Genomic DNA, 23,301 nt, shown 5'->3' with positions numbered 1-23,301 from the left:
ATTCTTTTACAAAATTACATTTTTCTGAGGAATAATCCGTATCTTTGCATGTTACAAAATTTAATGTAACATGTTCCAAATAGGAAAGACCCTTGTATCTGAAGAACTACTGAATGAAGATTTTGTTTGTAATCTGAACAAATGTAAAGGGATTTGTTGTGTAGAAGGTGACGCTGGTGCGCCTCTAAACGAAGACGAATTAACAATATTAGACGATATTTATGAAGATGTAAAACCTTATTTGCGTCCCGAAGGAATTGCGGTGATAGAGCAAGAAGGTAAATACACAATGGATACGGATGGCGATTGGGTAACACCTCTTGTTAATAACCGCGAATGTGCTTATTTAGTTTTCGAAGAAAATGGATTTTCGAAATGTGGAATAGAAAAGGCATACGAAGACGGAAAAGTTGATTACAAAAAACCGATTTCTTGTCATTTATATCCAGTTCGTATTAAGGAATATTCAAATTTCACTTCAGTTAACTACGATGTGTGGGATATTTGTTCAGATGCTTGTACCTTAGGTAAAGAATTGAAAGTAAATGTAGCAACATTTGCAAAAGATTCATTAGTCCGTAAGTTTGGACAAGAATGGTATGACGAATTAATGACAATTCAAGAAGAATTAAACAACCAAAAAAAGTAAAAAAAATTATTATGTCAATAACAAGAGCAAGAAGATCTACTGACGCAATTGAAAGATTATATATCTCTATGCGTCACTTATTTCATAGAGGAGTGTACCGCCCATCTGGTGCACCTGGAAAAATATTAAGAAATTTATTATTCGAAATCAATCCAGAAATCTACGGATCTATTACAGATCCAAATAAAGTAGAATTAAGCGGATTAATGTACGTTTTGGATCGTTTACCAGAAGGAATTGTAGAAACACCATACGTATCTTTTACCTCTGATGAAGGATATGATCGTTCTATTTTCACGCCAATTATTCCTGCAAAACGTCGTCGTTTTTGTTACAGAATTGATGATGATCAGATGAATATCGAAATTTCTCGTGGTCGTTCTGATATCTATGATGTGTTAACACACTTAACGTTTTTATACAACGAAGCAGATAAAATCAGAAATAGAGCGTTTAGTAACGAAACTCTTTCTAAAAGTAGAGCGTGGGAATTCATCGAAAATGTTGTTTTCAATGAAATTGAAATTTCTCGAAAAGAACGTGAAGTTGCTTTGATGCATTTATCGACTATTTTAGGAAGAACTTTTGAAGAAACACAAGAAATTCATCATTATTTCAGTAAAGCAGAAGATAAAGATTATTTTTTCCGTGTAGTTTATTGGATGGGTTACACAAGTCAACAAGATCGTATCGGAACTAAGAAACGTGAAATTACATTTACATCAACTTTACGTGAATCGATTGGTCATCACATGATTGGAGAAAAATGGGCGAATGAAATCAAACGTGTATTATTCGAAAATAATCTTCAAGATAAAAACATTCACATCATTTCTGCTAATATGCACAGTGTGTCTAACATGTTGTATGCGTATGATGGTTTGAAAAGAAAATATAAGAATGATGGTGTAGAAATTTACGAAGATTTAAGTGCTGCAAATAACAAAATGCTTCGCGAATCGTTAAATGAATATACGCAACAAAATGGTTTAGTTTATATCAAAGATCAATCAGGAACAAATATCGATGTTCAAATTATTGATTTATCTAAAGTAAACATTGCAAATTCAGCATTTTCTTATGCAAAAGATAAGAACAATGAGGTGATTATTGTAATGGACTATGCATTTGGAGAACAAGCTTTTGAAGCAATGGACGAATTATTGAAACCTTATAAAGTAGGAGATGTTCGTTTCAAAATGAATGTAAAATCTGTCGCGATTATGGGTAAAGCCGGAATTTTAGAAGGAAATAAAGGTGATATTATGATTGCAACAGCTCATGTTTTCGAAGGAACAACAGATAATTATGTTTTTGATAACGAATTAACTGCTGCCGATTTCGAAGGACAAAATTTAGGAGTTTACGAAGGACCGATGATTTCGGTTTTAGGAACATCGTTGCAAAATAAAGACGTTTTAGAATATTTCAAAAATTCGTCTTTCCAAGCAATTGGATTAGAAATGGAAGGTGCACATTACCAAAAAGCAATTCAGGTTGCTTCTAAAATTAGACATCATATCGATAAAGATGTTAAAGTAATGTACGCATATTACGCTTCAGATAATCCGTTAGAAACAGGAAGCACATTAGCTTCTGGTGGATTAGGATTAACAGGTGTAAAACCAACATATCTAATTACACAAAAGATATTAGAAAAAATTATTAAATAAATTCAATGAAGAATTTTTCCATTTTAGGCTACGGTCATATTGGACGTGTACATCAACAAGCGATAGAAGAAGCTGAAAATGCACAGTTAATTTCGGTAATCGATTTCAATTTACCAGAAGATTTGTCAATAAAAGGTTATTCTACTCTTGAGAGTTTTCTAAACGAAGATAAAGAAACCGATGTTGTTGTAATTGCTACTCCAAATGGATTGCATCGCGAACATGCGATTCGTTGTCTAAAAGCAGGGAAAAATGTTTTGATTGAAAAACCAATTGCATTAACTGTAGAAGATGCAGAAGAAATTTTGAAAGTTGCGGAAGAAAAGAATCTAAGAGTTTTTACTTCTATGCAACTTCGTTTCTCACCTGTCGTGCAATATGTAAAGAATTTGATTGATAATAATTCTTTAGGTAAAGTGTTTATGGTTAATATTAATTGTTACTGGAATCGTAACAAAAATTACTATAAATTACGCGAATGGCATGGAAATCAAGAAATGGACGGAGGAGTTTTATTTACTCAATTCTCTCATTTTGTTGATATTATGAATTTTTGGTTTGAAGATGTTGTCTGTACAAATTCTAAAAGCTTCAATTTTACACATCAAGAAGTGACAGAATTTGATGATTCTGGTTGTGTTGATTTTACAGCAGACGGAGCAATTGGTCACATGATTTATACAACATCAGTTTTTAATAAAAACTTCGAAAGTAATATTACACTTATTGCAGAAAAAGGAACGATTAAAATTGGAGATCAATATCTGAATCAAATGATTTATTCTGATCTAAAAAATGTTTGTTGTTCCAATAAAATTTCGACTGATCAAAAGAATTTTCATCCCAATGCAATTACTGAAATTTCTGATGCATTAATCCGTCACAACGAATCTTTGTTAGATGGAAAATATGCCGTAAATTTAGTTAAGTTTATTTCAGATGCTAATCATTTAGCAATCCAAAACAAACAAGAACTAAAAACAGAGAATTATGAAATTTCACACTCGTAAATGGGTTAAACCAGAAGATTTAAACCCAAATAAAACACTTTTTGGAGGAAAACTTTTGGCTTGGATAGATGAAGAAGCAGCTTTATATAGTATTGTACAACTCGAAAATTCGCATGTCGTAACAAAACATATGTCAGAGATTAATTTCATGGCATCTGCTCGCGAAGGCGATATTGTAGAAATTGGAATTGAAGTAGTAAAATTTGGAACAACTTCGTTGGTTTTACAATGCGAAGTACGTAACAAAATGACACACGAAACTATTATTACAGTTGATCGTATTACAATGGTAAACCTTGATGAAAATGGTGCGCCAAAACCTCATGGGAAAACACAAATAGAATACGTTGTAGATCGTTTAAATAAAGGATAAAAAAAATCGAGATTATTAAGTAGTCTCGATTTTTTATGTATAAACAAAAAAACTTCCCGTTATGAAAAGTTTTTTTGAGAAATGATATAAATTAACACATGAGGATTTTGTTACTGCAAACTTACCTTAAGAATCTTTTAAATATCTTAAATGAATATTATCTATTTGTTAAGCCAAGATTAAATAGAACGTAAATTTTTTTACTTCTATATTTTCAACGCTGTGTTAATTTGATTTTTTATTGAACTAGCCAGAAAATAAGCTAAATTAACAGGTACTGCGTTACCTATCATTTTATATCCATCAGCAATATTGACATAATGAAATATAAAATCATCAGGAAAAGTTTGTATTCTTGCGCATTCTCTTACACTTAACCTCCTATAAAGTTTTTCTTTACCGTTTACAAACTTCATAATATCTTTTTCAACCTTTTCCATTTTTGGTGCTTGTGGATGTATAGGAGCATGTCTTCCTCCAGCTTGTATTGTAAATGAAGGTTCGTCCCAAGCTCTAACCCTATTTCTTGACAAAAACATACTTGAGAAACTACCTATCATATACTCATGATTAGGTACAATACACTTTTCATGATTAGATTTATTCGTTTCTAATGCAGGTAAAACTGAATCTTTTAAATCTCCAATTGCATCACTCAAAACTAAAGGTTTAAAATTAGGCTTATCAAATTTATAAGTAAAACCTAAATCTTTTCTAATTCCAACAAAAATCACCCTTTTTCGGTCCTGCGGAACATTGTAATTTGAAGCATTTAGTATCTCAAATGATAACTCATAACCAATACCTGCATTTCTAAACAATTCTTTAATATTTTCTAAAGCTTCTGAATGTTTTTTTATAAGCATACCACTAACATTTTCAGCAAGAAAAAACTTTGGTTGTTTTGCTTCTAGTATTCTAATAAAATCAAAAAATAATTGACCTCTTTTATCTTTAATACCTTTTCCTGCACCAGCCTCACTCCAACTTTGACAAGGAGGACCACCAATTATGCCATCACAATCAGGAACGTCTTCTGACGGTATATCTGTAATACTACGTTTATCTAAAATTGTTTCAGAATGATTAAGTTCATAAGTTTTCCAAATACTCTTATCATACTCATTTGCCCAAACAACATTAAAACCAGCTTTAGAAAAACCTAGATCTAAACCTCCAGCACCTGCAAAAAATGATACAATATTCATAAAATTTATTTAAATCAAAAATACTTAAAAGAAAAGAAGTGTCATAGATTTTTTTAACAAGTTGCTCCCTTTTTCGCCACCCGTAAAAAAACAAATCCCTTAAGTATAATTACTTAAGGGATTTTTTAGTACTCGGAGTGGGAATCGAACCCACACTCCAAAGGAACACGAGTTTGAGTCGTGCGCGTCTACCAATTCCGCCATCCGAGCCTTTATGGACTGCAAATATAATGTTACTTTATTTATTTTTCCAACTATTTTTTAAACTTTTTAAAGATTTATTTCTAACGTGTCGTAAGCCAAATATTTATCCTTTGGCAATTGTTTTTCAACAAGATCATGAAAGCCCAAATGATGCGAAATATGTGTGAAATAAGTTTGCTTTGCTCCAATCATATCAGCATATTGAATTGCTTCATCCAATAAAATATGAGAAAAATGCTCTTGCTCAACACGTAAAGCACTTATAATTAATACTTCTATTCCTCGCAATTTTTCTAAAGATTCAGTAGGAATCATTTTCACATCCGTTAAATACGCAATTTTATCATCTATTATGTAACCTAAAATTGGCAATGGACCATGCATTATAGTGATTGGCTGTACATTAAATCCTGCAACAGAAAAGGGGTCTGATTCTATCACGTTTTCTATCACAGTTGGAACTCCTGGATATTTATGTTCTGCAAACATATAAGGAAATCGGTTATGCAATTCATCCAAAACACGTTTCAAACCATACACATTCATATCTTCTCCAGATTTAAAAACTAACGGACGAATATCATCCAATCCCATCACATGATCATTATGCTCGTGAGTGTATAAAATTCCATCCAATCTTTGCGCATTATAACGCAGCATTTGTTGTCTAAAATCTGGTCCGCTATCAATCGTTATAATCTTTCCATCTTTTTCTAATAGCAATGAAGAACGTAATCGTTTATCTTTCTCATTGGTTGATAAACACACCGGATGATCGCTTCCTATAATTGGAATTCCTTGCGAAGTTCCAGTTCCTAAAAAATGTATTTTTATATTTGATTTAGCCATAATGATTTGGTAAATTTACCACAAACTATTTGAAATTAAAATATGGCATTAGAACAAGTTCTTACTCCTAAACAAAAAGCTTTAGAGATCAATTTGAATCCGAAAATATACGGTTCTTTTGCAGAAATTGGAGCAGGTCAAGAGACCGTTCGTTTTTTTTATCGTGCAGGTGCCGCTTCGGGAACTGTTGCAAAAGCGATGAGTGCATATGACAAAGAAATGTCTGATTCGATTTATGGTGTTGAAGAAAATCGTCGTTATGTAACCCAAGCACGTCTGAAAAAAATGTTAGACCATGAAATGGAGTTAATGAAAGAACGTCTAATTCATGATAATTACAAAGAAAAAGCATTTTTTACCTACGCAAATACAGTAACAACAATTGACTATTCGAAGAAAAATGAAGGTCAAGGTTGGATCGGTTTACGTTTTAAATTGAACGCAGAAGAAGAAAAAGCAAACGAAATTATTTTTCACGTAAAATTCAAAGAAAATTCGGCGCAACTACAACAAGAAACATTAGGTGTTTTAGGCGTTAACTTAATTTACGGAGCTTATCATTACTATGACAATCCTCGTCAATTAATCAAATCGTTGTATGATACATTAGATAAAGATCAATTAGAAATTGATATGATTAACTTCCGTGGTCCACAATTTAAATATGTTGACAATCGTTTGATGTCGCTTCAATTGGTTAAAAATGGAATGACTGATGTTGCGGTTTTCAATCCGCAAGGGAAAAATATACTTCCAGCAGATTTACTTTACAAGAAAAATATCTTTGCTATTCGTGGTTCTTTCCGTCCTTTTATGAATGTTAATATGGATATGTTCAAAGGTGGTTTAGAAATTTTCAAACAAGAAGATTATGTACGAACAGATAACACCGAAATTTTATTCGAGATTACACTTTCTAATTTAATTGCTTCTGGTTTTGAAGGAGAATTAAATGAACGCGATTTCTTAGATCGTGCTGATATAATTGGAAGTTTGGGTTACAATGTTATTATTTCTAACTTTTCTGAATATTATAAATTAGTTGATTATTTCTCGAAATTTACTCGAAATCAAACCAAAATAGGTTTAGCAATGGGTGTTAATAATTTGGTCGAAATTTTCAATGAGCAATATTATGCAGATTTACCTGGTGGAATTATGGAAGCTTTCGGTAAATTATTCAAGAAAAATGTGAAAGTTTATTTATATCCATATTTAGATAAAGAAAAAGATATTTTATTGACGTCTAAAAATCTACAAGTAAGTGATAGCGTACACGAATTGTACAAATATTTCTTGTATAATGGAAGAATTCAAGATATTTTGAATTACAACAGAGGTTATTTAGATTCTTATTCACGTCGAATTTTGGAAAAAATTGCTGATGCTGAAGAAGGTTGGGAAAAAGAATGCCCAGAAGGAGTTGCTGATATGATCAAAGATCGTGGCATGTTTGGTTATAAATTGAAGTATATTTTGGAGTAATTGGAATATGGTAATATTAATCTACATAACAAATAATATTTTACTTATAAAAGATTTAGTAAATATATTATTCTGGATTATTGCCTCTATTACTGCAATTATAACTGGAGTTATTGCTTACAAATCATATATAAATGCTAAAAAGTCTCTTTTTAACCCAATCAGAACTGAAGTTGTTAAATATCAAATTAAGAATATCACTGAATTTGTAGATAAATACACCTCAAATGGAAAAAGTTTTTATCTATCTGCAGATTATCCAATGTTAATCAAACTGAATATTGACTTAAATTACTTGATTTCTATTGGTCTAAACAAAGAGAATTATAATGAAAGACAAAATTTATTATATGAATTTTGTAATGATAATTTTAAGAATTTATTTGAAATTAATGATGAGAATAATTTACTAAAACTCAAATTTGTTGAAGGTAATTTAGATATTTTAGATAGATACTTAAAAACAAAAACTATAAAAGAAAAAGAGATTGATAATCTCAATTTACCAATGCAAAGAATTTTCTTAAATGGGATTTTTTCAAATTTTTATTCAGATTTAAATAATTTAAGAATAAATCCATTTATACCAAAAGAATTAAAAGATGATATCACAATAATTATTCGTAATATTCATCATAACATTGGCTGCATATATAACATACTATATAAAGAACTTAATAATACTGAGCTTTATCGTTATCAAGATGTTATACAAAAATTTGAAAAACATATGATTGATCATAAGGACGATTTAAATAAACTTAATAGTAGTATTAATAAGTATTTTAAAGTTGATATGATATAATCAAAAATAAAAAGCTCTGAGTTTCCTCAGAGCTTAAAAATCATTATATAAAAATTCTAATCGAATTAATCTTCTAATAAATCAGCTGGATCATCAACAGAAACTTCTCCAGTAACAGGTTCTCCTTTAATTAAAGCAACAATTTTCGCTTCAATTTCTTCACATAATTCAGGATTATCTCTCAATACTTCTTTCACAGCATCACGACCTTGTCCTAATTTACTATCGTTGTATGAATACCAAGAACCAGATTTGTTTACAATTCCTTTCTCAACACCCATATCTAAAACTTCTCCAACTTTAGAAATTCCTTCTCCATACATAATATCAAACTCAGCTTGACGGAATGGAGGAGCAACTTTGTTTTTAACAACTTTTACTTTCGAGTGATTTCCGATTACTTCGTCTCCATTTTTAATTTGAGTTGAACGGCGAATATCTAAACGAACAGAAGCATAGAATTTTAAAGCATTACCACCTGTTGTTGTTTCAGGGTTTCCGAACATAACACCAATTTTTTCACGTAATTGGTTAATGAAAATCGCTGTACACTTCGTTTTATTAATTGTACCTGTCAACTTACGTAACGCTTGCGACATCAAACGAGCTTGTAATCCCATACGAGAGTCACCCATTTCTCCTTCGATCTCAGCTTTTGGCGTTAAAGCCGCTACAGAGTCAATTACAATAATATCTATCGCACCTGAACGAATTAAATTATCTGCAATTTCTAAAGCTTGCTCACCATTATCTGGTTGAGAGATAATTAAGTTTTCTACATCTACTCCTAATTTAGCTGCATAAAAACGGTCAAAAGCATGTTCAGCATCAATAAACGCTGCAATACCACCTGCTTTCTGAGCTTCTGCAATTGCATGTAACGTTAATGTTGTTTTACCTGAAGATTCTGGTCCATAAATTTCGATTACACGCCCACGAGGATAACCTCCTACTCCTAACGCTAAATCTAATCCTAAAGATCCAGAAGGAATAACTTCTATCTTATCATCAACAGCCGAATCTCCCATGCGCATTACAGTTCCTTTACCGTAAGCTTTGTCCATCTTATCTAAAATCAGCTGAAGTGCTTTCTTTTTATTATCTAAATCGCTCATTATCTTATTTTTTTTATTTTTCTAATATTTGTTTTGCGTGTTCCTTTGTTTTTACTTTTTCGATTACATCTGTAATCATTCCATTTTCATCAATAATGAAAGTTGTACGATGAATTCCATCAAATTCGCGTCCCATAAATTTCTTTGGACCCCAAACTCCAAAAGCATTCAAAATATCATGATTTTCATCGGCAAGCAATGGGAAAGGTAAATTATTTTTCTCGGCAAAATTCTTTTGTCTTTTCACAGAATCTGCACTTACCCCTACCAAATGATAACCTTGCGCTTTCAATGTATTTTCGTTATCGCGTAAATCGCATGCTTCGGCTGTACAACCAGGCGTACTTGCTTTTGGATAAAAGAAAACGACCAATTTTTTACCTACGAAATCTTGATACGAAACATCATTTCCATCTTGGTCAATTCCTTTAAAATCTGGAACTTTATCTCCTACTTTTAACATGTTGATTTTTCTTTAGAACTTCTCGTAAAAATAATGATTAAATCTTGAATCGAATTCAATTAAACAATTAATCTTTTAATTAATAATACAAATGTAATAGAATAGAGCGTCAAAATAAGTCGTTATAAAATAATCAAGATAAAAAATGATACATTTACATAAAAGTTTCAAAATTTATGATGTTAAAGAAAGAACGTATTCAATTTGTGGTTGATGAATTAGAAAAATTATATCCAGTTCCACCTATTCCATTGGATCATCAAGATGCTTTTACATTATTGATTGCTGTTTTACTATCTGCTCAAACAACAGATAAAAAAGTAAACCAAGTAACACCCGAATTATTTGCAAAAGCATCAAATGCAAAAGCTATGTCGCTGTTAGAAGTTGATGAAATAAAATATTATATACGCGAAATTGGTTTATCAAATACAAAAGCAAAAAATATAAAACGATTATCAGAAATTCTACTTGAAAAACATAATGGTGAAGTTCCAGAAAGTTTTGAAGAATTAGAAGAATTGCCAGGTGTTGGACATAAAACAGCTTCGGTTGTAATGTCGCAATGGTTTGGACATCCAGCTTTTCCTGTCGATACACATATTCACCGTTTGATGAAATTATGGAAATTGACAAAAGGTAAAAACGTTGAAGAAACGGAAAAAGATGCTAAAAAAATCTTTCCAAAAGAATTGTGGAACAAATTACACATTCAGATTATATATTATGGAAGAGAATATTCTCCCGCAAGAGCTTGGAGTTTAGAAAAAGATTTTATTACACGAAAAATGTTTGAATAAAAAAATGCTCGAAAAATCGAGCATTTTTATTTATTTGATTGATTGATAAACGTATCTCATATATTTTAACGTATCATTTTCCATAAAATCTTTTTGAATAATCAACGACTTCGGACTAATCTCATACATATAATATTTTTTAACTTCACCTTTTGTAGGAGTCATTGTCAAAGTTCTTTTATCTTTTGATGTCTCGTAAACATATTTTCCATCTTCTTGCGTTTGCACACAATTTCCGTCAACAGTTTTATACGAAACGTCATAATATTTTTCTACATCTCTAAAATCTAAAGTTGATTGCCTTTCGCAAGCCAATAATTTATCAACTAAATTTTTATTTCCAGAAACTTTTATTGTTTGTTGCAATTGCCATTTATTCGCACGTAATAATTGATCTTGAGAAATCGCTAAAGAGTCGTCTTCTTTACATGAAAAAATAGAAAGTAAAAAAGTTGATAGGATAAATATGCCGAAAAAGTTTTTCATCTTAAATTCAAATTATCTTGTAAAAATAAAGATTTTGAATGATGTATTGACGCTATAAAAAAGATTCTTTCGAAAAAAAACTCGAGAATATCTCGAGCTTTTATTTATTTTATGAAAGTTGCAATTGTTTTATAATCAATTTTTCCATCTCCATTTTCATCTTCTTCAAGAACAAGAACCATTTTATTAGTTGTAATTTCTTGAATTTTAAAAATAGTTTCATCATCAATTACGTGCAAGTTTCCATTTTCTATTTTATATACTCCTCCATAAACATCATTTAAACATTTATTAGTTTGGTAATCATTATAATACTCGTCATTCTTATACGTTTTATCTTTATTAAAAGTTGTAGAGGATTTTTTTTCGCAATCGTTAGGATATTCTACTTCGTCAGCATAACCTTGCTCTTGATAAACTGTTTTTTCAAGTTTCCAAGTTCCCACAATCTTTTCATCCAAAGATTTCCCTGAATCATCGTCATCTTTACAACTAATGAAATTTAAAGATAAAGCACCAATTGCTATCAGACTAAATAATTTTTTCATATTATTGAAATTTAAATTGTTAATTCAACAAAAATATAATTATTATATAAAACAATAGCTATTAAAAGAAAATAATTATAAACGAATACTAATTCCACCCAAGACATTAATACCTGCTTGTGGAAAATAATATCCTCCTTCGTAATAATACCCATTCGATTCGTACTCAACATCAAATAAATTATTAATTAAAAACGAAAATTCAAGATTCTTTATTCCTTTTATTTTTGGTGAATAACGAATCAATAAATCAGAAATCAAATAACTATCTAATTTACCATCTACAGGTTCTATGTTTGATAAATATTGTTCACCTACATATTTATTCGTTAAGTTAATCAAAACATTTTTGAATGGAATAGCTTCAAATCCAAAAGCTGAAATGACATCTGGAGAAAGCGCAATTTTTGTTTTTCCATATTCTTTTATCGAAGAGTTTCCATTTTCATCCCAAACTTCTTCTTTGTAATTATTGTGCTTGTTTTGACTAAATGTTATATTCCCAAAAAAATTCAAATGATTTGGAATAAGTTTATAATTTGCATCAAACTCAATTCCTCTTCTAAAACTTTTACCAGAATTTTCTCTGATTGGCGTTCCTACATCATTTAATCTTCCTGTTGGAACTAATTGATTTTTGTAAGCCATGTAATACAAGTTCGCACTTATTGATAAACGACCAGATTTCTTATAACCAAACTCATAATCTTGTAAAAATTCTGCAGTTGGGCGTTTTCCATTATTCTCATAATCTACACGAAGTGGCTCACGATGAGAAATTCCATAAGAAGCATATAAAACATTTGAAGAATTAATTTTATAATTTACACCAGCTTTTGGATTCACAAAATTAAATGTATCTGAAAATGGTCTGAAATCTTCCTCGTCATTCTCTCCATTCGGTAAATATTTTGCATCATAATTAACATATCGATACTGTACATCTCCAAAAAGTTCAAACTTATTTACTTGATACAAAACTTTCGCATACGCTGCCAATTGCTTTTTAACTGCTCTATTATTATAATACTTAAAGTCTTTGTCTTTAAAATCTGTATCTTTCACCCATAATACATTTCCATAATGATCGCCATCATATTCATTTGCAGATAAACCAAAAAATACTTTAAAATCATTTAATTTTTGATTCTCAACTTCGAGATTGAAACCATAAAAATCATTATCAAGATATTCTCTGTTAATCAAATTTCGTGGTTCAGTAGTCAAATAGTCAAGTTTATAACGTTTTAAACCTCTATTATTTTTATAGCTCTCGTAATATCCTTTTCCTTTTGTATAATGAATCGTTAAGTTTGATTTCCAATTGTTTCCAATATCTTGCAACCACGAAAGAAAATAATGATTTTGACGATAATTATCAGTATGATTATCATAAAAATCTACAACTTTTCCTTGCTCATCTTTTATTTCGCCTTCAGTATTGTAAGTTCTATCTCTCTTTAATGTCTCGGCGTCAACTCCACTCCAAGCTTGATAAGTTTGTTCTTTACCAAACATATTCTGAAATCTAAACTTGGTTTTGTTGTTTAATTCATACAAAGCTGTAATATCATACGAAATCAAATCTGCCCAAGATCTGTCTACATAACCATCTGAATCAATCTTAGAAAAACGACCATCAATGCTTAATTTATTGTTCAACATTTTTCCCGTACCTGCTTGAAATGTATACTTTTGAGTTTTAAAATTTCCGAACGAAACATTTGCTTCAGCGAAAGGAATTGTAGACGGATTTTGAGATTCAATATTTACACTTGCTCCAAAGGAAGCCATTCCATTAGAAGAAGTTCCAACACCCCTTTGTATCAACATAGAATTTGTAGAAGATGCTAAATCTGGCATATTTACCCAAAATACTCCTTGAGATTCTGGATTATTAAGTGGAATTCCATTTAGAGTGACATTGATTGATTGCTCGTTAAGACCACGTATCTTGATTGACGAATAACCAATACCAGTTCCTGTATCCGAAGTTATAGAAACAGATGTAGCAGAATTTAATAATGTAGGAACATCTTGCCCTAAATTCTTTTTTTGCAACATTTTGTTCGTTACTTTTTCTACTGTAATAGGAAGTTTTTCAACAATTGAAACTTCTTGAAGTTGAATTTCTTCTTTCTGAATGGAATCATGTTCTTGTGCATATAAAATAGATGCACCAAATAATGACAATAAAAAAATCGACCTTTTCATAATTTATTTTAAAAAATATTATGAAAGGAGCCATCTTACACTTTTATAATTTACGCGCGAATGTAATTTGGTGAAGTACCATTTCCCTTAGCAGCATTACCTGCCCAGGTTCTTTGGGTATAATCTCAGCCTCTGATAAAGAAGCACCCCTTTCGATTGAAAGTCAAAGGTAACTATTTTTTTGAAATCTAAAAATTATCCTAAAATTCTTTATTTTTACAAAAGTATAAACATAAAAAAACCTTCATGTTGGTATGCTGAAGGTTTTTTTTGGGTTTAGTAATAGAAGATAGATTGATTGATTTAATAAAAATCAACTGGTCTAGTTGGTATAAATGTTATAGGTTTAGATTTATTTGGTTGTTTAAATCTTTGACAAATTAACAGCAGAAAAAAATAATGTCAAAAAAAAGAGCGTTTCATAGTGTCTACGTCTAAAAAAAAGATGTCTACATATTGTCTACATGTATTTTTAAACTATATTTACTTATTAATATATAACACTTTACACCTAACCTTAATTATCATTTTATGAATCATAATTTGAAAATTTTAAAAATATTAGTTTTTATTTCAGTTTTTTTAACTGGATTTACTCTCGTTTTTTCACAAGAAAGTATTGAAAAAGACATAAATAATATCCAAAAAAACTTAGTTGATGGGAATTTGAATTTGGTTGAAACAGATTTAAATAATCTATTATCTCGTAACAATACAAATCAATTAAATAAAGTAATCATTTATACTTCTTACGTTAATCTTTATGCAGCAAAAGATGATTACGCAAATGCATTAAAATACGCCAACTTAGCAAAAGAAATTTCAGATAAAACTGATGATCAACTTGATGATTGTTATACTTCCTTTTCATTTGCAAGATTGTATTTACTAAATAGTATGTACGATAAAACTATTTATCATTCTAATGAAGCTTTAAAAAAACTTACTAAATATCCTAACGAAAATAATCTGAGATCAAAAATTTATCAAGTTATGGGGTTAACACATTCTCGTACTGGGATTTACTCAGAAGAATATGATAATTACATAAATAAAGCACTTTTTTATGCTATAAAAAGTAAATCTATATTAGAATTATTGAATGCATATTCTGCTAACACCGTTATGTATTATCATAAATACATAAAAACTAATAATCAAAAAGATTTAGAAAAGATTTTTGAAAATGCTGAAATTAGTCTTAGTTATATTAACGAGAATAATACAGACATTATCCCAACAAAAGCTGCTTCTTTAAGCTATAATAATTTAGCTTCTTTAATTAATGTATATCCTTATAAAAATTTAAGCAACAACGAACGTTATAATTTAGCTGAGAAATACATTAAAATTGCTTTAGATTATGCCAATAGAATAAATAATCCAGACTTAAAATCAACGTGCTATGCAACATTTGCAGAAATTAATGAAAACAAAGGAAATACAAAGCAAGCTGAGCAATATTATTTAAAAGCATACGAAATTGCAAAATCTGAAAGAAACATAAAAGATTTTGGAACAATAAATACCATTGTTAAACTAATTTCTAATTTTTACCAAAAAAACAATCAACCTATAAATGCTTTAAATTTTAATAAAGAGTCTCTTCATTATACTCAGAAAGCATATGAAAAAGCTATTGAGAATAAACAAAAATCGCTTGAAGCATTCTATAATTTTGAAAAAAAGAATGAAGAAATTAAACAACTTAAGGCAACGAATAAAATTTATACCAATCAAAAACTCTTATATATTGCATTAACAGCAATTTCTATTATTGGAATTATTTTTATGGTGTATATGTTTATTTACAAACAACGCTTAAATAAACAAAAAACAAGTTTATTAGAGGCCGAAAAACACGAAACAGAATTGACGCTTCAACTTGAACAAGAAGAAAAATATAGATTGTTAGCTGAACAAAAACTACTCAATATTCAGCAAGAACATTTGCATAAAAAAGCATTAGCAGCAAGTTATCAACTCAATCATAAAAATACATTTATCAATGAATTGAAAGAGAAGATTAAAGATGATAAAAATTTTAATCTAGATAAAATTTTGAAAGATGAACGCTTAATGGATAATGATTTTGCGGGAATACAAACCATTATTCAAGATATTCACCCCAATTTTTTCAAAAAAATGAACGAAGTTTCGAAGAGCAAACTTTCTACTCAAGATTTAAATTATGCAGCATATATTTATTTAAACATGGATAATCAACAGATATCAAACATTTTAAAAGTTGAAAACAAAACAGTTAGAATGACAAAATATCGTTTAAAACAAAAAATAGGGCTAGACAAAGATATTGATCTACATGCTTTTATACAATCATTAGAATTATAGAGATAAAAATTGGCATATTGCTAAAACAAAATGAAAAATAAAATTTTATTATTCGTCCTATTCTTATCTCAAATTACTTTTGCGCAGAGTGATTTGGATAAAGATCAACAATTAGTATACACTTATTTATATAGTAAAGAGTATGAAAAGGCAAAAAATCTGTTAGAAGAAAAATTTGTAAATAATGAAAATCCTTCCAAACAAATCATTGGTTATGTCTATCTGGCTGATTATTATAATGCAATAAAGGATGAAGTTAAAAAAAGTGAAACTTTAAGCAAAGCAAAAAATTTAGCTTCAAAAACAAAACATCCTCTTGACGAAGCTTACGTAAAGTTTGGTTATGCTCGATATTATGAAAAACTGAATAAAAATGATTTATTCATTAAATATTTAAATGAAAGTATCAAAGAGTTTTCAAAACATCCAAATGAACATTTTATTTTAACACAATTGTATTTTTTAAGATTTAGTTTCAACTCAAAAAATCCATTAGAAAATGACATTAGAAAAGATGCTATTTTAGCAAATAAACATGCACTTTTATCAAAAAACAATTTATTAATCAACTTCACTTATAGTAATTTAGGTTATTATTATAAACAAAAATTTAATGAAACTGAACAAAAAGTCTATATAGATTCAGCAAAAATATCTTATCAACAATCCTTAGATTATGCCGAAAAAATTACTGACTCTTTTGCGAAAAAAAGATCTATGATTGTTTATTATTTGAATTATGGAAGTATTTTAACCACACTTAATCATCAAAATACAGTTGATGAAACCATGAAAAACTATCAAACGATTTTAAATCTGACAGAAAATGATAAAAAATTTAATGAAATAACTGCTTTAACCTATAATAACATTGGATCAGCCTACGAAAATAGCGGACATAATGATTTAGCTGAAAAAATTATTTAAAATCCTATCAATTGGCAAAAGATGATAAAGATGTTTTTTCTCGTGTAAAAGTGATTATTATAGGTAATCTTGCACGTATTTATGAACTAAAAAATGACTTCTCGAAGGCTTTACAATACGAGAGAGAAGCCAAACAATTGATTATTTCTTCTGATCAAGAGCAATTTGATAACAACACAAAATCTCTTGAAATATTTTACGAAACAGAACAAAAGAATCAACAAATCAAACAATTAGAAGAGAAAAATGAAATTTATACCAAACAAAAATTTCTTTATATAGGTATTGCATTATTAGCTATAATTGGACTCATTTTCTTGTCATATATGTTGTATTATAGAATAAAATCGAATAAACAAAAAACAGATTTATTAGAAGCTGAACGCTATGAAGCGGAGTTAAATCTTGAACTCGAAAAAGAAGAAAAGGCACGTATAAAAGCTGAACAAGAGCTGTTAGAATTACAACAAGAACAATTAAATAAACATGCACTTGCAACCTCTTTACAATTAAAACAAAAAAATTCTTTTCTAAATGATTTAAAAGAAAAAGTGAAGGATAAAGAAGCATTTAATTTGGATCGAATTTTAAAAGACGAACGTCTTATGGACGATGATTTCACAGAAATTCAAAATATTGTAAAGGAAGTTCACCCAAGTTTTTTCAAAAAATTAAATGAAGTTTCAAAGAATAAATTAACCAATCAAGATTTAAAATATGCTGCCTATTTATATCTGAATATGGACAATATACAAATTGCGAACCTTATGAAAGTTGAAACGAAAACTGTAAGAATGGCAAAATACAGAATGAAACAAAAAATTGGTTTGGATAAAGAAGCCGATTTACAAATTTTTCTTCAAAACCTTATCTAATAAAAAAATCTGTAGACAAACGTCTACAGATTTTTTATTTTATTCTATTTTTAATTCAGCTACAATCGGAAAATGATCTGATTTTATATCTTCTCCACGATAAAAATTCGTCACTTTTATATTCTTCGAAACCCAACATTGATCAATATTTGTTCTCAAAATTGGAATAAAAGCATTCCACGAATTATTCAAACCAAAACCAGAACGAGCGTCTTTCAACTTATCTGATTGTACCAATTTGAAATTTGGCGAATATATCGTTGAATTTAAATCACCAATCAAAATAATATTATCATTGGGCAAAGCATCAATTTCTTGCTTCATCAATTCAAATTGTTTGTTACGTCTTTCAAAACGAGCCTGATTTGGTAAAGGCGGAACAGGATGCGTTGCTAAAATACTTACAGGTTTACCGTCTACAGAAATTTCCGCTAAAATAGAGGGATGCATCTCGTCGATATAATTTTTTGTAGACACTTTTGTAAGCGGGATTTTAGAATAAATGGCAATTCCAAAATTGTTACTTCTTACTTCTTCTTTATAATATGGATATTCTTTTCGAATAAAATCTACATGTTTTTGCCAAGCTGGCGTTAACTCTTGCAGAACAATTACATCACTTTTATCTGTTGTTAAATAATTTTTCAGGTACTGAAAATTTTCATTCTGAGAAAAAATATTAATCGATGTAATTTTAAAATTAGATTTTTCATCTTTTGCATTTTCTCCAAAATAGAAATTTCCGATATTTTTGTACGTAATAATTGGAATAGCAACAAGAGGAACCAACCACAAAATATTCTTTTTTTCTTCTTTTCGGATTGAATAATTATAAATCAAACACAAGAAAAAAGCAATAATCAATGCATAAATAGAATATTGCGCCAACATATCGAAGATGAAATATTGGTAAAAACTTTTACTTGTTAAATAAATTCCTGCAAATACAAAGAATAAAATTCTACTCCATTTTGTTAACATCTCGTCAATACTTTTTTAATTCTCGTAAAAATAGAAATTATATTATTCATTAACTTCGCAATATGATAAAAATCGGAATTTTAGGAGGAGGACAATTGGGATATATGTTTTTGCAAAATGCATTGCAATACCCTTGCGAGATTAGTATTTTAGATCCGGCTGCTGATGCACCTTGTGCACCACATGCACATCATTTTGTACAAGGCGATTTCAAAGATTATGAAACAGTTATCGCTTTTGGAAAAGATCTAGACGCAATCGGGATTGAAATTGAGCATGTTAATGTTGAAGCATTACGTTATTTAAAATCAATCGGAAAACGAGTTGTTCCAGATCCTGAAGCTTTAACTATTATTCAAGACAAAGGAGTTCAAAAAGAATTTTATGTTAACAATAATATTCCGACAGCACCTTATTTTGAATTAGATAATTGGGAAGATTTAAAATCAAAACAAGCTATAAATTATCCAATTTTCCAAAAATCAAGAAAAGATGGCTATGATGGAAAAGGTGTTCAATTCCTAAAATCTGAAGCTGATTTAGACAAAATGCTTCAAGCTCCTTCAATTTTCGAAACACCAGCCGATTTGGATCGCGAAATCGCGGTTGTTACGGTTGCCGATCATTTAGGAAATATTGTCACTTATCCAACAGTAGAATTTGTCATCAACGAAGAATATAATTTGTTAGATTATTTATTGATGCCTTCTACACTTCCGAGAGATATTACTGATCGTGCTGAACAAATTGCTCGTGATGTTGTAAAAGCATTGAAATCTCCAGGAGTTTTCGCAGTTGAATTATTCTTGAACAAAGATCAATCGATTTGGGTAAACGAAACCGCTTCTCGTGTTCACAATTCTGGACATTCAACAATTGAAGCGGCTTATTCATCACAATTCGATCAGATGTTAAGAACCTTAATGCAATTGCCACTTGGTTCTACAAAATTGTTTACAACTTCTGCTATGGTTAACTTAATTGGTGCTGAAGGAGAAACTGGATCAGCTGAAATAGAAAACATTGAAGAGTTATTGACAATTCCAGGAACATTTTTACATTGGTACGCGAAAACAATCACAAAACCAGGTCGAAAAATGGGACACGTTACATTGGTAAACGATGATTTAGAACAATTAAAACAAAACATAAAACAAGTTAACGCAACGGTGAAAATCGTGGCAAAAAAGTAACAACTATGGTAGGAATTATAATGGGAAGTGATAGCGATTTGCCTATCATGAAACAAGCTGCTGATCTATTAACAGAATTAAATATCCCTTTCGAATTAACAATTGTTTCGGCACATCGTACGCCACAACGTATGTTTGATTATGCAAAAACGGCTCACGAACGTGGAATAAATGTCATTATTGCTGGAGCTGGAGGAGCAGCTCATTTACCAGGAATGGTTGCATCTATTACACCTCTTCCTGTGGTTGGTGTTCCAATTAAATCGTCTAATTCGATTGATGGTTGGGATTCTATTTTATCTATTTTACAAATGCCAAATGGTATTCCAGTTGCTACAGTTGCTGTAAATGCGGCGAAAAATGCAGGAATTTTGGCTGCGCGTATTTTAGGCGCGACTAATCCTACTTTGCAAGAAAGATTAATCCAATATCAAGAAGATTTACAAAAAGCTGTAGAAGCGAAGATAGAGCTTGTAAAAGGAGAATATCCGAATGAGTTTGATAAGTAAGTTAATTTATTAAAAATATGGAAGAAAATAATTTTTGGATATATTCAACTTATTTTAATGAATTTATCAAACTCCTTAAACAAGAATTTAATTTTCAAAAGGATTTAGATTTAATAAAATATAATCTTTTTCAAACTAATTTTGATAAAGATATATGGTTTGAATTATCCGAATCCGATTCTTATCATAAAATTGAAATTTCTAAAGACAATGATGATCGTGATATTATTTTCTTCAAAATCATGACAACTAAAGATAAAATGGATTCTATTCAATTTTTTTTATCAGAAATTGAAAAAGAATAAATAATCAATTTCCATAAACCAAAAACTCCCAAACTTTATAGTTTGGGAGTTTTTTATTGTAAGAAATTTTTAAATCTTAACGTAAAGCTCTATCGCGGTTATCAACCACATCAGCAGCTTGAATCAATGATTGTAACAATGTTTGTTGGAAACGTCCTTGTAATTGACGATTTAAGTTATCCAAAATCATTGAACCTTTTTGATTCTTTTGAATTTGTTGGTTTGAAGGAATAATGTAGAAAACTCCAGCATTTCCTGCAATCGCTTTAGAAGATTGATTTGGTTTTACACCAAACGCAGCTCCTACAACTTTTGGCTCTAAACCAACTCCATTCAAGTTAGAGTTTGAGAAGTTAACTGTTCCGTTACCTTTCTTCGCTCCAAACTTAGAAACAAAAGTATTTAAACCTCCATTTCCAACTTGCTCATCAACCAATTTAGTTACTTTTTCTTGCAACAATACTGGCTCTACATATTGACGAACAACACTTGGATGTGCTAAACCTTTGTCAAATTTTTCAACTAAATGAACAACGATGTAATCTCCTGTAGAAGATGTAAACAAGTTTGTTGCTCCTTTATCTGTTTTCTTGTCAAAAGCCCATTTTAAGATATCTCCGTCCTGATCATTTGGAATATCTTGTCCAATTGCAGCATAACGCTCAATACCTTCTGTGGTGTTATTTAAATAACCTCCTTTTTTAGCAATATTTTTGAAATCGTTTAATGATTTTTCTGAAACTGCCTGTACATACGTTCTTGCATTTGTAAATGCTTTTTCTGTTGTTGCTTTAGAAGGCTCGATAGTTTTTACAATGTTTGCAACTTGATAAGCTGTTTTGTTTTTCGCATCATCAACTTTGATAATGTGATATCCGAATTGAGATTCTACCAAATCAACTGTTCCAACTGGTTTTGTAAAAATAAATCCGTTATATGTTTGATCTAATTGATTGTTTTTTCCAACCCAACCAATACTTCCTTTTTGAATTGCAGATGATTTATCATCCGATTTTGTTGCAGCAACTTCACCAAAAGAAGATGGATTTGCTTTAACTTCAGCTAAAATTTGCTCAGCTAATTTTTTCGCTTCTTCTTTTGTACGTTTCACTCCATTTCCTGCAGCGCTTCCTGTATAAGAAACTAAGATATGGCTAGATTTTACAGAATCTTTTACCTCTTTCGATTTAGAAAGTTTGTACAATTGGTACGTATTTCCAATTTTGAAAGGACCACCAATTTGACCTACTGCAGCAGTTTTCAAGAAGTTTGTAGCTTCTGGTCCTAATTGCGCTTGTTCTAATTCTGCTTTTGTAAAGAAATTCGGAATAAATGGTTTCTCAGAATTTTGAGTCACATAAATAGAATCACTTTTTGCAGAACCAAAAGCTTGAATTGTATCTGTTACATTATTCACTTCATCGTGAACAATTTGAGTTGTTAAGTATTTTTTAATATTTGCTAAAGCAACAGCATCATCAGCAGTAGAAGCTCCAGCAGGGAAATACGTATAGCTTAATTTAACTAAACCTTCTGCTTTAAATAACTTCGGATATTTTGCTTCGTAAGCAGAAATCTCGTCGTCTGTAACTTTTACGTTTAATTTTTTAGCTAAAGTTGTATAATCTACAAATGCGTACTGAATGTTTGCATTTGAAATGTTATATCCTTGTTGAATATCTGCTTCTTTTCCTGTAACCGCAGTTCCAGCCATTACATATCCAAAATATTTTTGAGATAATATCTGTAATTTTATTTGTTCAGCAGTTTGTAACCATGCTCTATATTGTTGTTGAGCTTCTGGACTTGTTCCAGCATTTGCTTCTAATTGAGCAATTTGTTGTTGAGCTTCTGCTCCAGATGCCATCCCAAAGTTTTGCGCTGTGTAGCTCCAAAATTCATCATCAGAAACTTTTAAACCTAATTTTTCAGCATGTTGTTTCAACACTTTTTGGCTAACTAAGCTATTCCAAGTTTGTTGAGCAATTTGATTTGGAGTTGCAGATTGACCTTGATTTTCATACATCTTTTGCGTTTGATCGTATGCACTCTGATATTCTGTAATACCAATAGGTTCTCCGTTCACTGTACCAACTACAGACGGATCTCCAGTAAATAATTGTTTAATCTTGGAATTCTCTCCGAATAAATCTCCTGCAACGAAAGCTAACATTGCAACTCCGATTACTACGAAGATCAGCCAAGTTTTTTTACGAATTTCTCCTAAAACTGCCATTGTTTTATTTTAATGTTATTTCTATAATAGGTGGCGAAAAT

The 23,301-nt window shown here is 30.1% G+C and carries 22 protein-coding genes and 1 tRNA gene; 13 read left to right on the top strand and 10 right to left on the bottom strand.

Annotated elements, in window-relative coordinates; all coding sequences use genetic code 11:
- Positions 1-70 precede the first annotated feature (70 nt).
- Genes AC2I98_RS11870 through AC2I98_RS11855 form a run of 4 tightly spaced genes read left to right on the top strand, consistent with a single transcriptional unit; the run spans position 71 to position 3,705 of the window.
- The gene (locus tag AC2I98_RS11870) at positions 71-649 is read left to right on the top strand and encodes a DUF3109 family protein (protein WP_486411882.1); all 579 of its coding nucleotides are present in this window, start codon (positions 71-73) and stop codon (positions 647-649) included.
- An 11-nt stretch (positions 650-660) separates the two neighbouring features.
- Positions 661-2,322, top strand: a complete 1,662-nt coding sequence (locus AC2I98_RS11865; RefSeq protein ID WP_486411881.1) for a DUF6909 family protein — start codon at positions 661-663, stop codon at positions 2,320-2,322.
- Positions 2,323-2,327: 5 nt separating this feature from the next.
- Positions 2,328-3,332, top strand: a complete 1,005-nt coding sequence (locus AC2I98_RS11860) for a Gfo/Idh/MocA family protein (protein ID WP_486411880.1) — start codon at positions 2,328-2,330, stop codon at positions 3,330-3,332.
- Positions 3,313-3,705, top strand: a complete 393-nt coding sequence (locus AC2I98_RS11855) for an acyl-CoA thioesterase (protein ID WP_486411879.1) — start codon at positions 3,313-3,315, stop codon at positions 3,703-3,705. The genes AC2I98_RS11860 and AC2I98_RS11855 overlap by 20 nt, the downstream gene beginning before the upstream one ends.
- Before the next feature lie 206 nt (positions 3,706-3,911).
- Here AC2I98_RS11855 and AC2I98_RS11850 read toward each other — a convergent pair whose 3' ends face one another.
- From AC2I98_RS11850 to AC2I98_RS11840, 3 genes are all read right to left on the bottom strand, one after another.
- Positions 3,912-4,913 carry a DNA cytosine methyltransferase gene (locus AC2I98_RS11850; protein ID WP_486411878.1) on the bottom strand — a complete coding sequence of 334 codons (1,002 nt, stop codon included), beginning with the start codon at positions 4,911-4,913 and terminating at the stop codon, positions 3,912-3,914.
- A gap of 129 nt (positions 4,914-5,042) precedes the next feature.
- Positions 5,043-5,123, bottom strand: a tRNA-Leu gene (locus AC2I98_RS11845).
- A gap of 60 nt (positions 5,124-5,183) precedes the next feature.
- Complete coding sequence (locus AC2I98_RS11840) at positions 5,184-5,966, bottom strand: MBL fold metallo-hydrolase (RefSeq protein ID WP_486411877.1); 783 nt, start codon at positions 5,964-5,966, stop codon at positions 5,184-5,186.
- A 42-nt stretch (positions 5,967-6,008) separates the two neighbouring features.
- On the opposite strand from AC2I98_RS11840, the gene AC2I98_RS11835 reads away from it, so the two are divergent.
- Both AC2I98_RS11835 and AC2I98_RS11830 read left to right on the top strand, forming a co-directional pair.
- Positions 6,009-7,451 carry a TonB-dependent receptor gene (locus tag AC2I98_RS11835; RefSeq protein ID WP_486411876.1) on the top strand — a complete coding sequence of 481 codons (1,443 nt, stop codon included), beginning with the start codon at positions 6,009-6,011 and terminating at the stop codon, positions 7,449-7,451.
- A 7-nt stretch (positions 7,452-7,458) separates the two neighbouring features.
- The gene (locus AC2I98_RS11830; RefSeq protein ID WP_486411875.1) at positions 7,459-8,256 is read left to right on the top strand and encodes a hypothetical protein; all 798 of its coding nucleotides are present in this window, start codon (positions 7,459-7,461) and stop codon (positions 8,254-8,256) included.
- A gap of 65 nt (positions 8,257-8,321) precedes the next feature.
- Here AC2I98_RS11830 and recA read toward each other — a convergent pair whose 3' ends face one another.
- Together recA and bcp are read right to left on the bottom strand one after the other, a co-directional pair.
- The gene (gene recA / locus AC2I98_RS11825; protein ID WP_486411874.1) at positions 8,322-9,371 is read right to left on the bottom strand and encodes a recombinase RecA; all 1,050 of its coding nucleotides are present in this window, start codon (positions 9,369-9,371) and stop codon (positions 8,322-8,324) included.
- A 13-nt stretch (positions 9,372-9,384) separates the two neighbouring features.
- Positions 9,385-9,840 (bottom strand): thioredoxin-dependent thiol peroxidase, encoded by a 456-nt coding sequence (gene bcp / locus AC2I98_RS11820; RefSeq protein WP_486414078.1) that lies wholly within the window; start codon positions 9,838-9,840, stop codon positions 9,385-9,387.
- Positions 9,841-10,013: 173 nt separating this feature from the next.
- On the opposite strand from bcp, the gene nth reads away from it, so the two are divergent.
- Positions 10,014-10,634 carry an endonuclease III gene (nth, locus tag AC2I98_RS11815; RefSeq protein WP_486414077.1) on the top strand — a complete coding sequence of 207 codons (621 nt, stop codon included), beginning with the start codon at positions 10,014-10,016 and terminating at the stop codon, positions 10,632-10,634.
- A gap of 30 nt (positions 10,635-10,664) precedes the next feature.
- Here the strand turns inward: nth and AC2I98_RS11810 are convergent, their stop codons facing one another.
- The 3 genes from AC2I98_RS11810 to AC2I98_RS11800 all read right to left on the bottom strand — a co-directional run bounded on the left by AC2I98_RS11810 (position 10,665) and on the right by AC2I98_RS11800 (position 13,882).
- Entirely contained in the window at positions 10,665-11,120 is a 456-nt protein-coding gene (locus AC2I98_RS11810) for a lipocalin-like domain-containing protein (RefSeq protein ID WP_486411873.1), read from the bottom strand.
- Between the two features lie 104 nt (positions 11,121-11,224).
- Positions 11,225-11,668, bottom strand: coding sequence for a lipocalin-like domain-containing protein (locus tag AC2I98_RS11805; RefSeq protein WP_486411872.1), 444 nt, complete (start codon positions 11,666-11,668; stop codon positions 11,225-11,227).
- Between the two features lie 75 nt (positions 11,669-11,743).
- Positions 11,744-13,882, bottom strand: coding sequence for a TonB-dependent receptor (locus tag AC2I98_RS11800; protein ID WP_486411871.1), 2,139 nt, complete (start codon positions 13,880-13,882; stop codon positions 11,744-11,746).
- 531 nt (positions 13,883-14,413) lie between these two features.
- Here AC2I98_RS11800 and AC2I98_RS11795 point away from each other — a divergent pair.
- From AC2I98_RS11795 to AC2I98_RS11785, 3 genes are read left to right on the top strand one after another with little or no spacing between them, the layout of a single operon-like run.
- The gene (locus AC2I98_RS11795) at positions 14,414-16,234 is read left to right on the top strand and encodes a tetratricopeptide repeat protein (RefSeq protein WP_486411870.1); all 1,821 of its coding nucleotides are present in this window, start codon (positions 14,414-14,416) and stop codon (positions 16,232-16,234) included.
- A gap of 30 nt (positions 16,235-16,264) precedes the next feature.
- The gene (locus tag AC2I98_RS11790; RefSeq protein ID WP_486411869.1) at positions 16,265-17,161 is read left to right on the top strand and encodes a tetratricopeptide repeat protein; all 897 of its coding nucleotides are present in this window, start codon (positions 16,265-16,267) and stop codon (positions 17,159-17,161) included.
- Between the two features lie 11 nt (positions 17,162-17,172).
- Entirely contained in the window at positions 17,173-18,036 is an 864-nt protein-coding gene (locus tag AC2I98_RS11785) for a helix-turn-helix transcriptional regulator (RefSeq protein ID WP_486411868.1), read from the top strand.
- A 39-nt stretch (positions 18,037-18,075) separates the two neighbouring features.
- Here the strand turns inward: AC2I98_RS11785 and AC2I98_RS11780 are convergent, their stop codons facing one another.
- Positions 18,076-19,017, bottom strand: a complete 942-nt coding sequence (locus AC2I98_RS11780) for an endonuclease/exonuclease/phosphatase family protein (RefSeq protein ID WP_486411867.1) — start codon at positions 19,015-19,017, stop codon at positions 18,076-18,078.
- 62 nt (positions 19,018-19,079) lie between these two features.
- On the opposite strand from AC2I98_RS11780, the gene AC2I98_RS11775 reads away from it, so the two are divergent.
- From AC2I98_RS11775 to AC2I98_RS11765, 3 genes are read left to right on the top strand one after another with little or no spacing between them, the layout of a single operon-like run.
- Positions 19,080-20,210, top strand: a complete 1,131-nt coding sequence (locus AC2I98_RS11775) for a 5-(carboxyamino)imidazole ribonucleotide synthase (RefSeq protein ID WP_486411866.1) — start codon at positions 19,080-19,082, stop codon at positions 20,208-20,210.
- Positions 20,211-20,215: 5 nt separating this feature from the next.
- On the top strand, positions 20,216-20,719 hold the full coding sequence (gene purE / locus AC2I98_RS11770; RefSeq protein ID WP_486411865.1) for a 5-(carboxyamino)imidazole ribonucleotide mutase: 504 nt from the start codon (positions 20,216-20,218) through the stop codon (positions 20,717-20,719).
- A 17-nt stretch (positions 20,720-20,736) separates the two neighbouring features.
- A complete protein-coding gene (locus tag AC2I98_RS11765) occupies positions 20,737-21,024 on the top strand; it encodes a hypothetical protein (protein ID WP_486411864.1) in 288 nt (95 codons plus the stop codon).
- Positions 21,025-21,100: 76 nt separating this feature from the next.
- On the opposite strand, the gene AC2I98_RS11760 is transcribed toward AC2I98_RS11765, so the two are convergent.
- On the bottom strand, positions 21,101-23,260 hold the full coding sequence (locus AC2I98_RS11760; protein ID WP_486411863.1) for a peptidylprolyl isomerase: 2,160 nt from the start codon (positions 23,258-23,260) through the stop codon (positions 21,101-21,103).
- Between the last annotated feature and the right edge of the window lie 41 nt (positions 23,261-23,301).

The organism is Empedobacter sp. EJD.6dd (assembly GCF_057369435.1).
Note: the sequence above shows the minus strand (reverse complement) of the source record. Positions and strands in the feature narration are given on the sequence as shown.

Excerpts from the sequence above, each read along its gene's own strand:
- AC2I98_RS11860 (WP_486411880.1), top strand. The coding sequence starts at position 2,328 with ATGAAGAATTTTTCCATTTTAGGCTACGGTCATATTGGACGTGTACAT.
- AC2I98_RS11775 (WP_486411866.1), top strand. The coding sequence starts at position 19,080 with ATGATAAAAATCGGAATTTTAGGAGGAGGACAATTGGGATATATGTTT.
- AC2I98_RS11855 (WP_486411879.1), top strand. The coding sequence starts at position 3,313 with ATGAAATTTCACACTCGTAAATGGGTTAAACCAGAAGATTTAAACCCA.
- AC2I98_RS11835 (WP_486411876.1), top strand. The coding sequence starts at position 6,009 with ATGGCATTAGAACAAGTTCTTACTCCTAAACAAAAAGCTTTAGAGATC.
- purE (WP_486411865.1), top strand. The coding sequence starts at position 20,216 with ATGGTAGGAATTATAATGGGAAGTGATAGCGATTTGCCTATCATGAAA.
- AC2I98_RS11800 (WP_486411871.1), bottom strand. The coding sequence starts at position 13,882 with ATGAAAAGGTCGATTTTTTTATTGTCATTATTTGGTGCATCTATTTTA.
- AC2I98_RS11790 (WP_486411869.1), top strand. The coding sequence starts at position 16,265 with ATGAAAAATAAAATTTTATTATTCGTCCTATTCTTATCTCAAATTACT.
- AC2I98_RS11810 (WP_486411873.1), bottom strand. The coding sequence starts at position 11,120 with ATGAAAAACTTTTTCGGCATATTTATCCTATCAACTTTTTTACTTTCT.
- AC2I98_RS11760 (WP_486411863.1), bottom strand. The coding sequence starts at position 23,260 with ATGGCAGTTTTAGGAGAAATTCGTAAAAAAACTTGGCTGATCTTCGTA.
- AC2I98_RS11870 (WP_486411882.1), top strand. The coding sequence starts at position 71 with ATGTTCCAAATAGGAAAGACCCTTGTATCTGAAGAACTACTGAATGAA.
- nth (WP_486414077.1), top strand. The coding sequence starts at position 10,014 with ATGTTAAAGAAAGAACGTATTCAATTTGTGGTTGATGAATTAGAAAAA.
- AC2I98_RS11865 (WP_486411881.1), top strand. The coding sequence starts at position 661 with ATGTCAATAACAAGAGCAAGAAGATCTACTGACGCAATTGAAAGATTA.
- AC2I98_RS11780 (WP_486411867.1), bottom strand. The coding sequence starts at position 19,017 with ATGTTAACAAAATGGAGTAGAATTTTATTCTTTGTATTTGCAGGAATT.
- AC2I98_RS11795 (WP_486411870.1), top strand. The coding sequence starts at position 14,414 with ATGAATCATAATTTGAAAATTTTAAAAATATTAGTTTTTATTTCAGTT.
- AC2I98_RS11830 (WP_486411875.1), top strand. The coding sequence starts at position 7,459 with ATGGTAATATTAATCTACATAACAAATAATATTTTACTTATAAAAGAT.
- recA (WP_486411874.1), bottom strand. The coding sequence starts at position 9,371 with ATGAGCGATTTAGATAATAAAAAGAAAGCACTTCAGCTGATTTTAGAT.
- AC2I98_RS11765 (WP_486411864.1), top strand. The coding sequence starts at position 20,737 with ATGGAAGAAAATAATTTTTGGATATATTCAACTTATTTTAATGAATTT.
- AC2I98_RS11840 (WP_486411877.1), bottom strand. The coding sequence starts at position 5,966 with ATGGCTAAATCAAATATAAAAATACATTTTTTAGGAACTGGAACTTCG.
- AC2I98_RS11850 (WP_486411878.1), bottom strand. The coding sequence starts at position 4,913 with ATGAATATTGTATCATTTTTTGCAGGTGCTGGAGGTTTAGATCTAGGT.
- AC2I98_RS11805 (WP_486411872.1), bottom strand. The coding sequence starts at position 11,668 with ATGAAAAAATTATTTAGTCTGATAGCAATTGGTGCTTTATCTTTAAAT.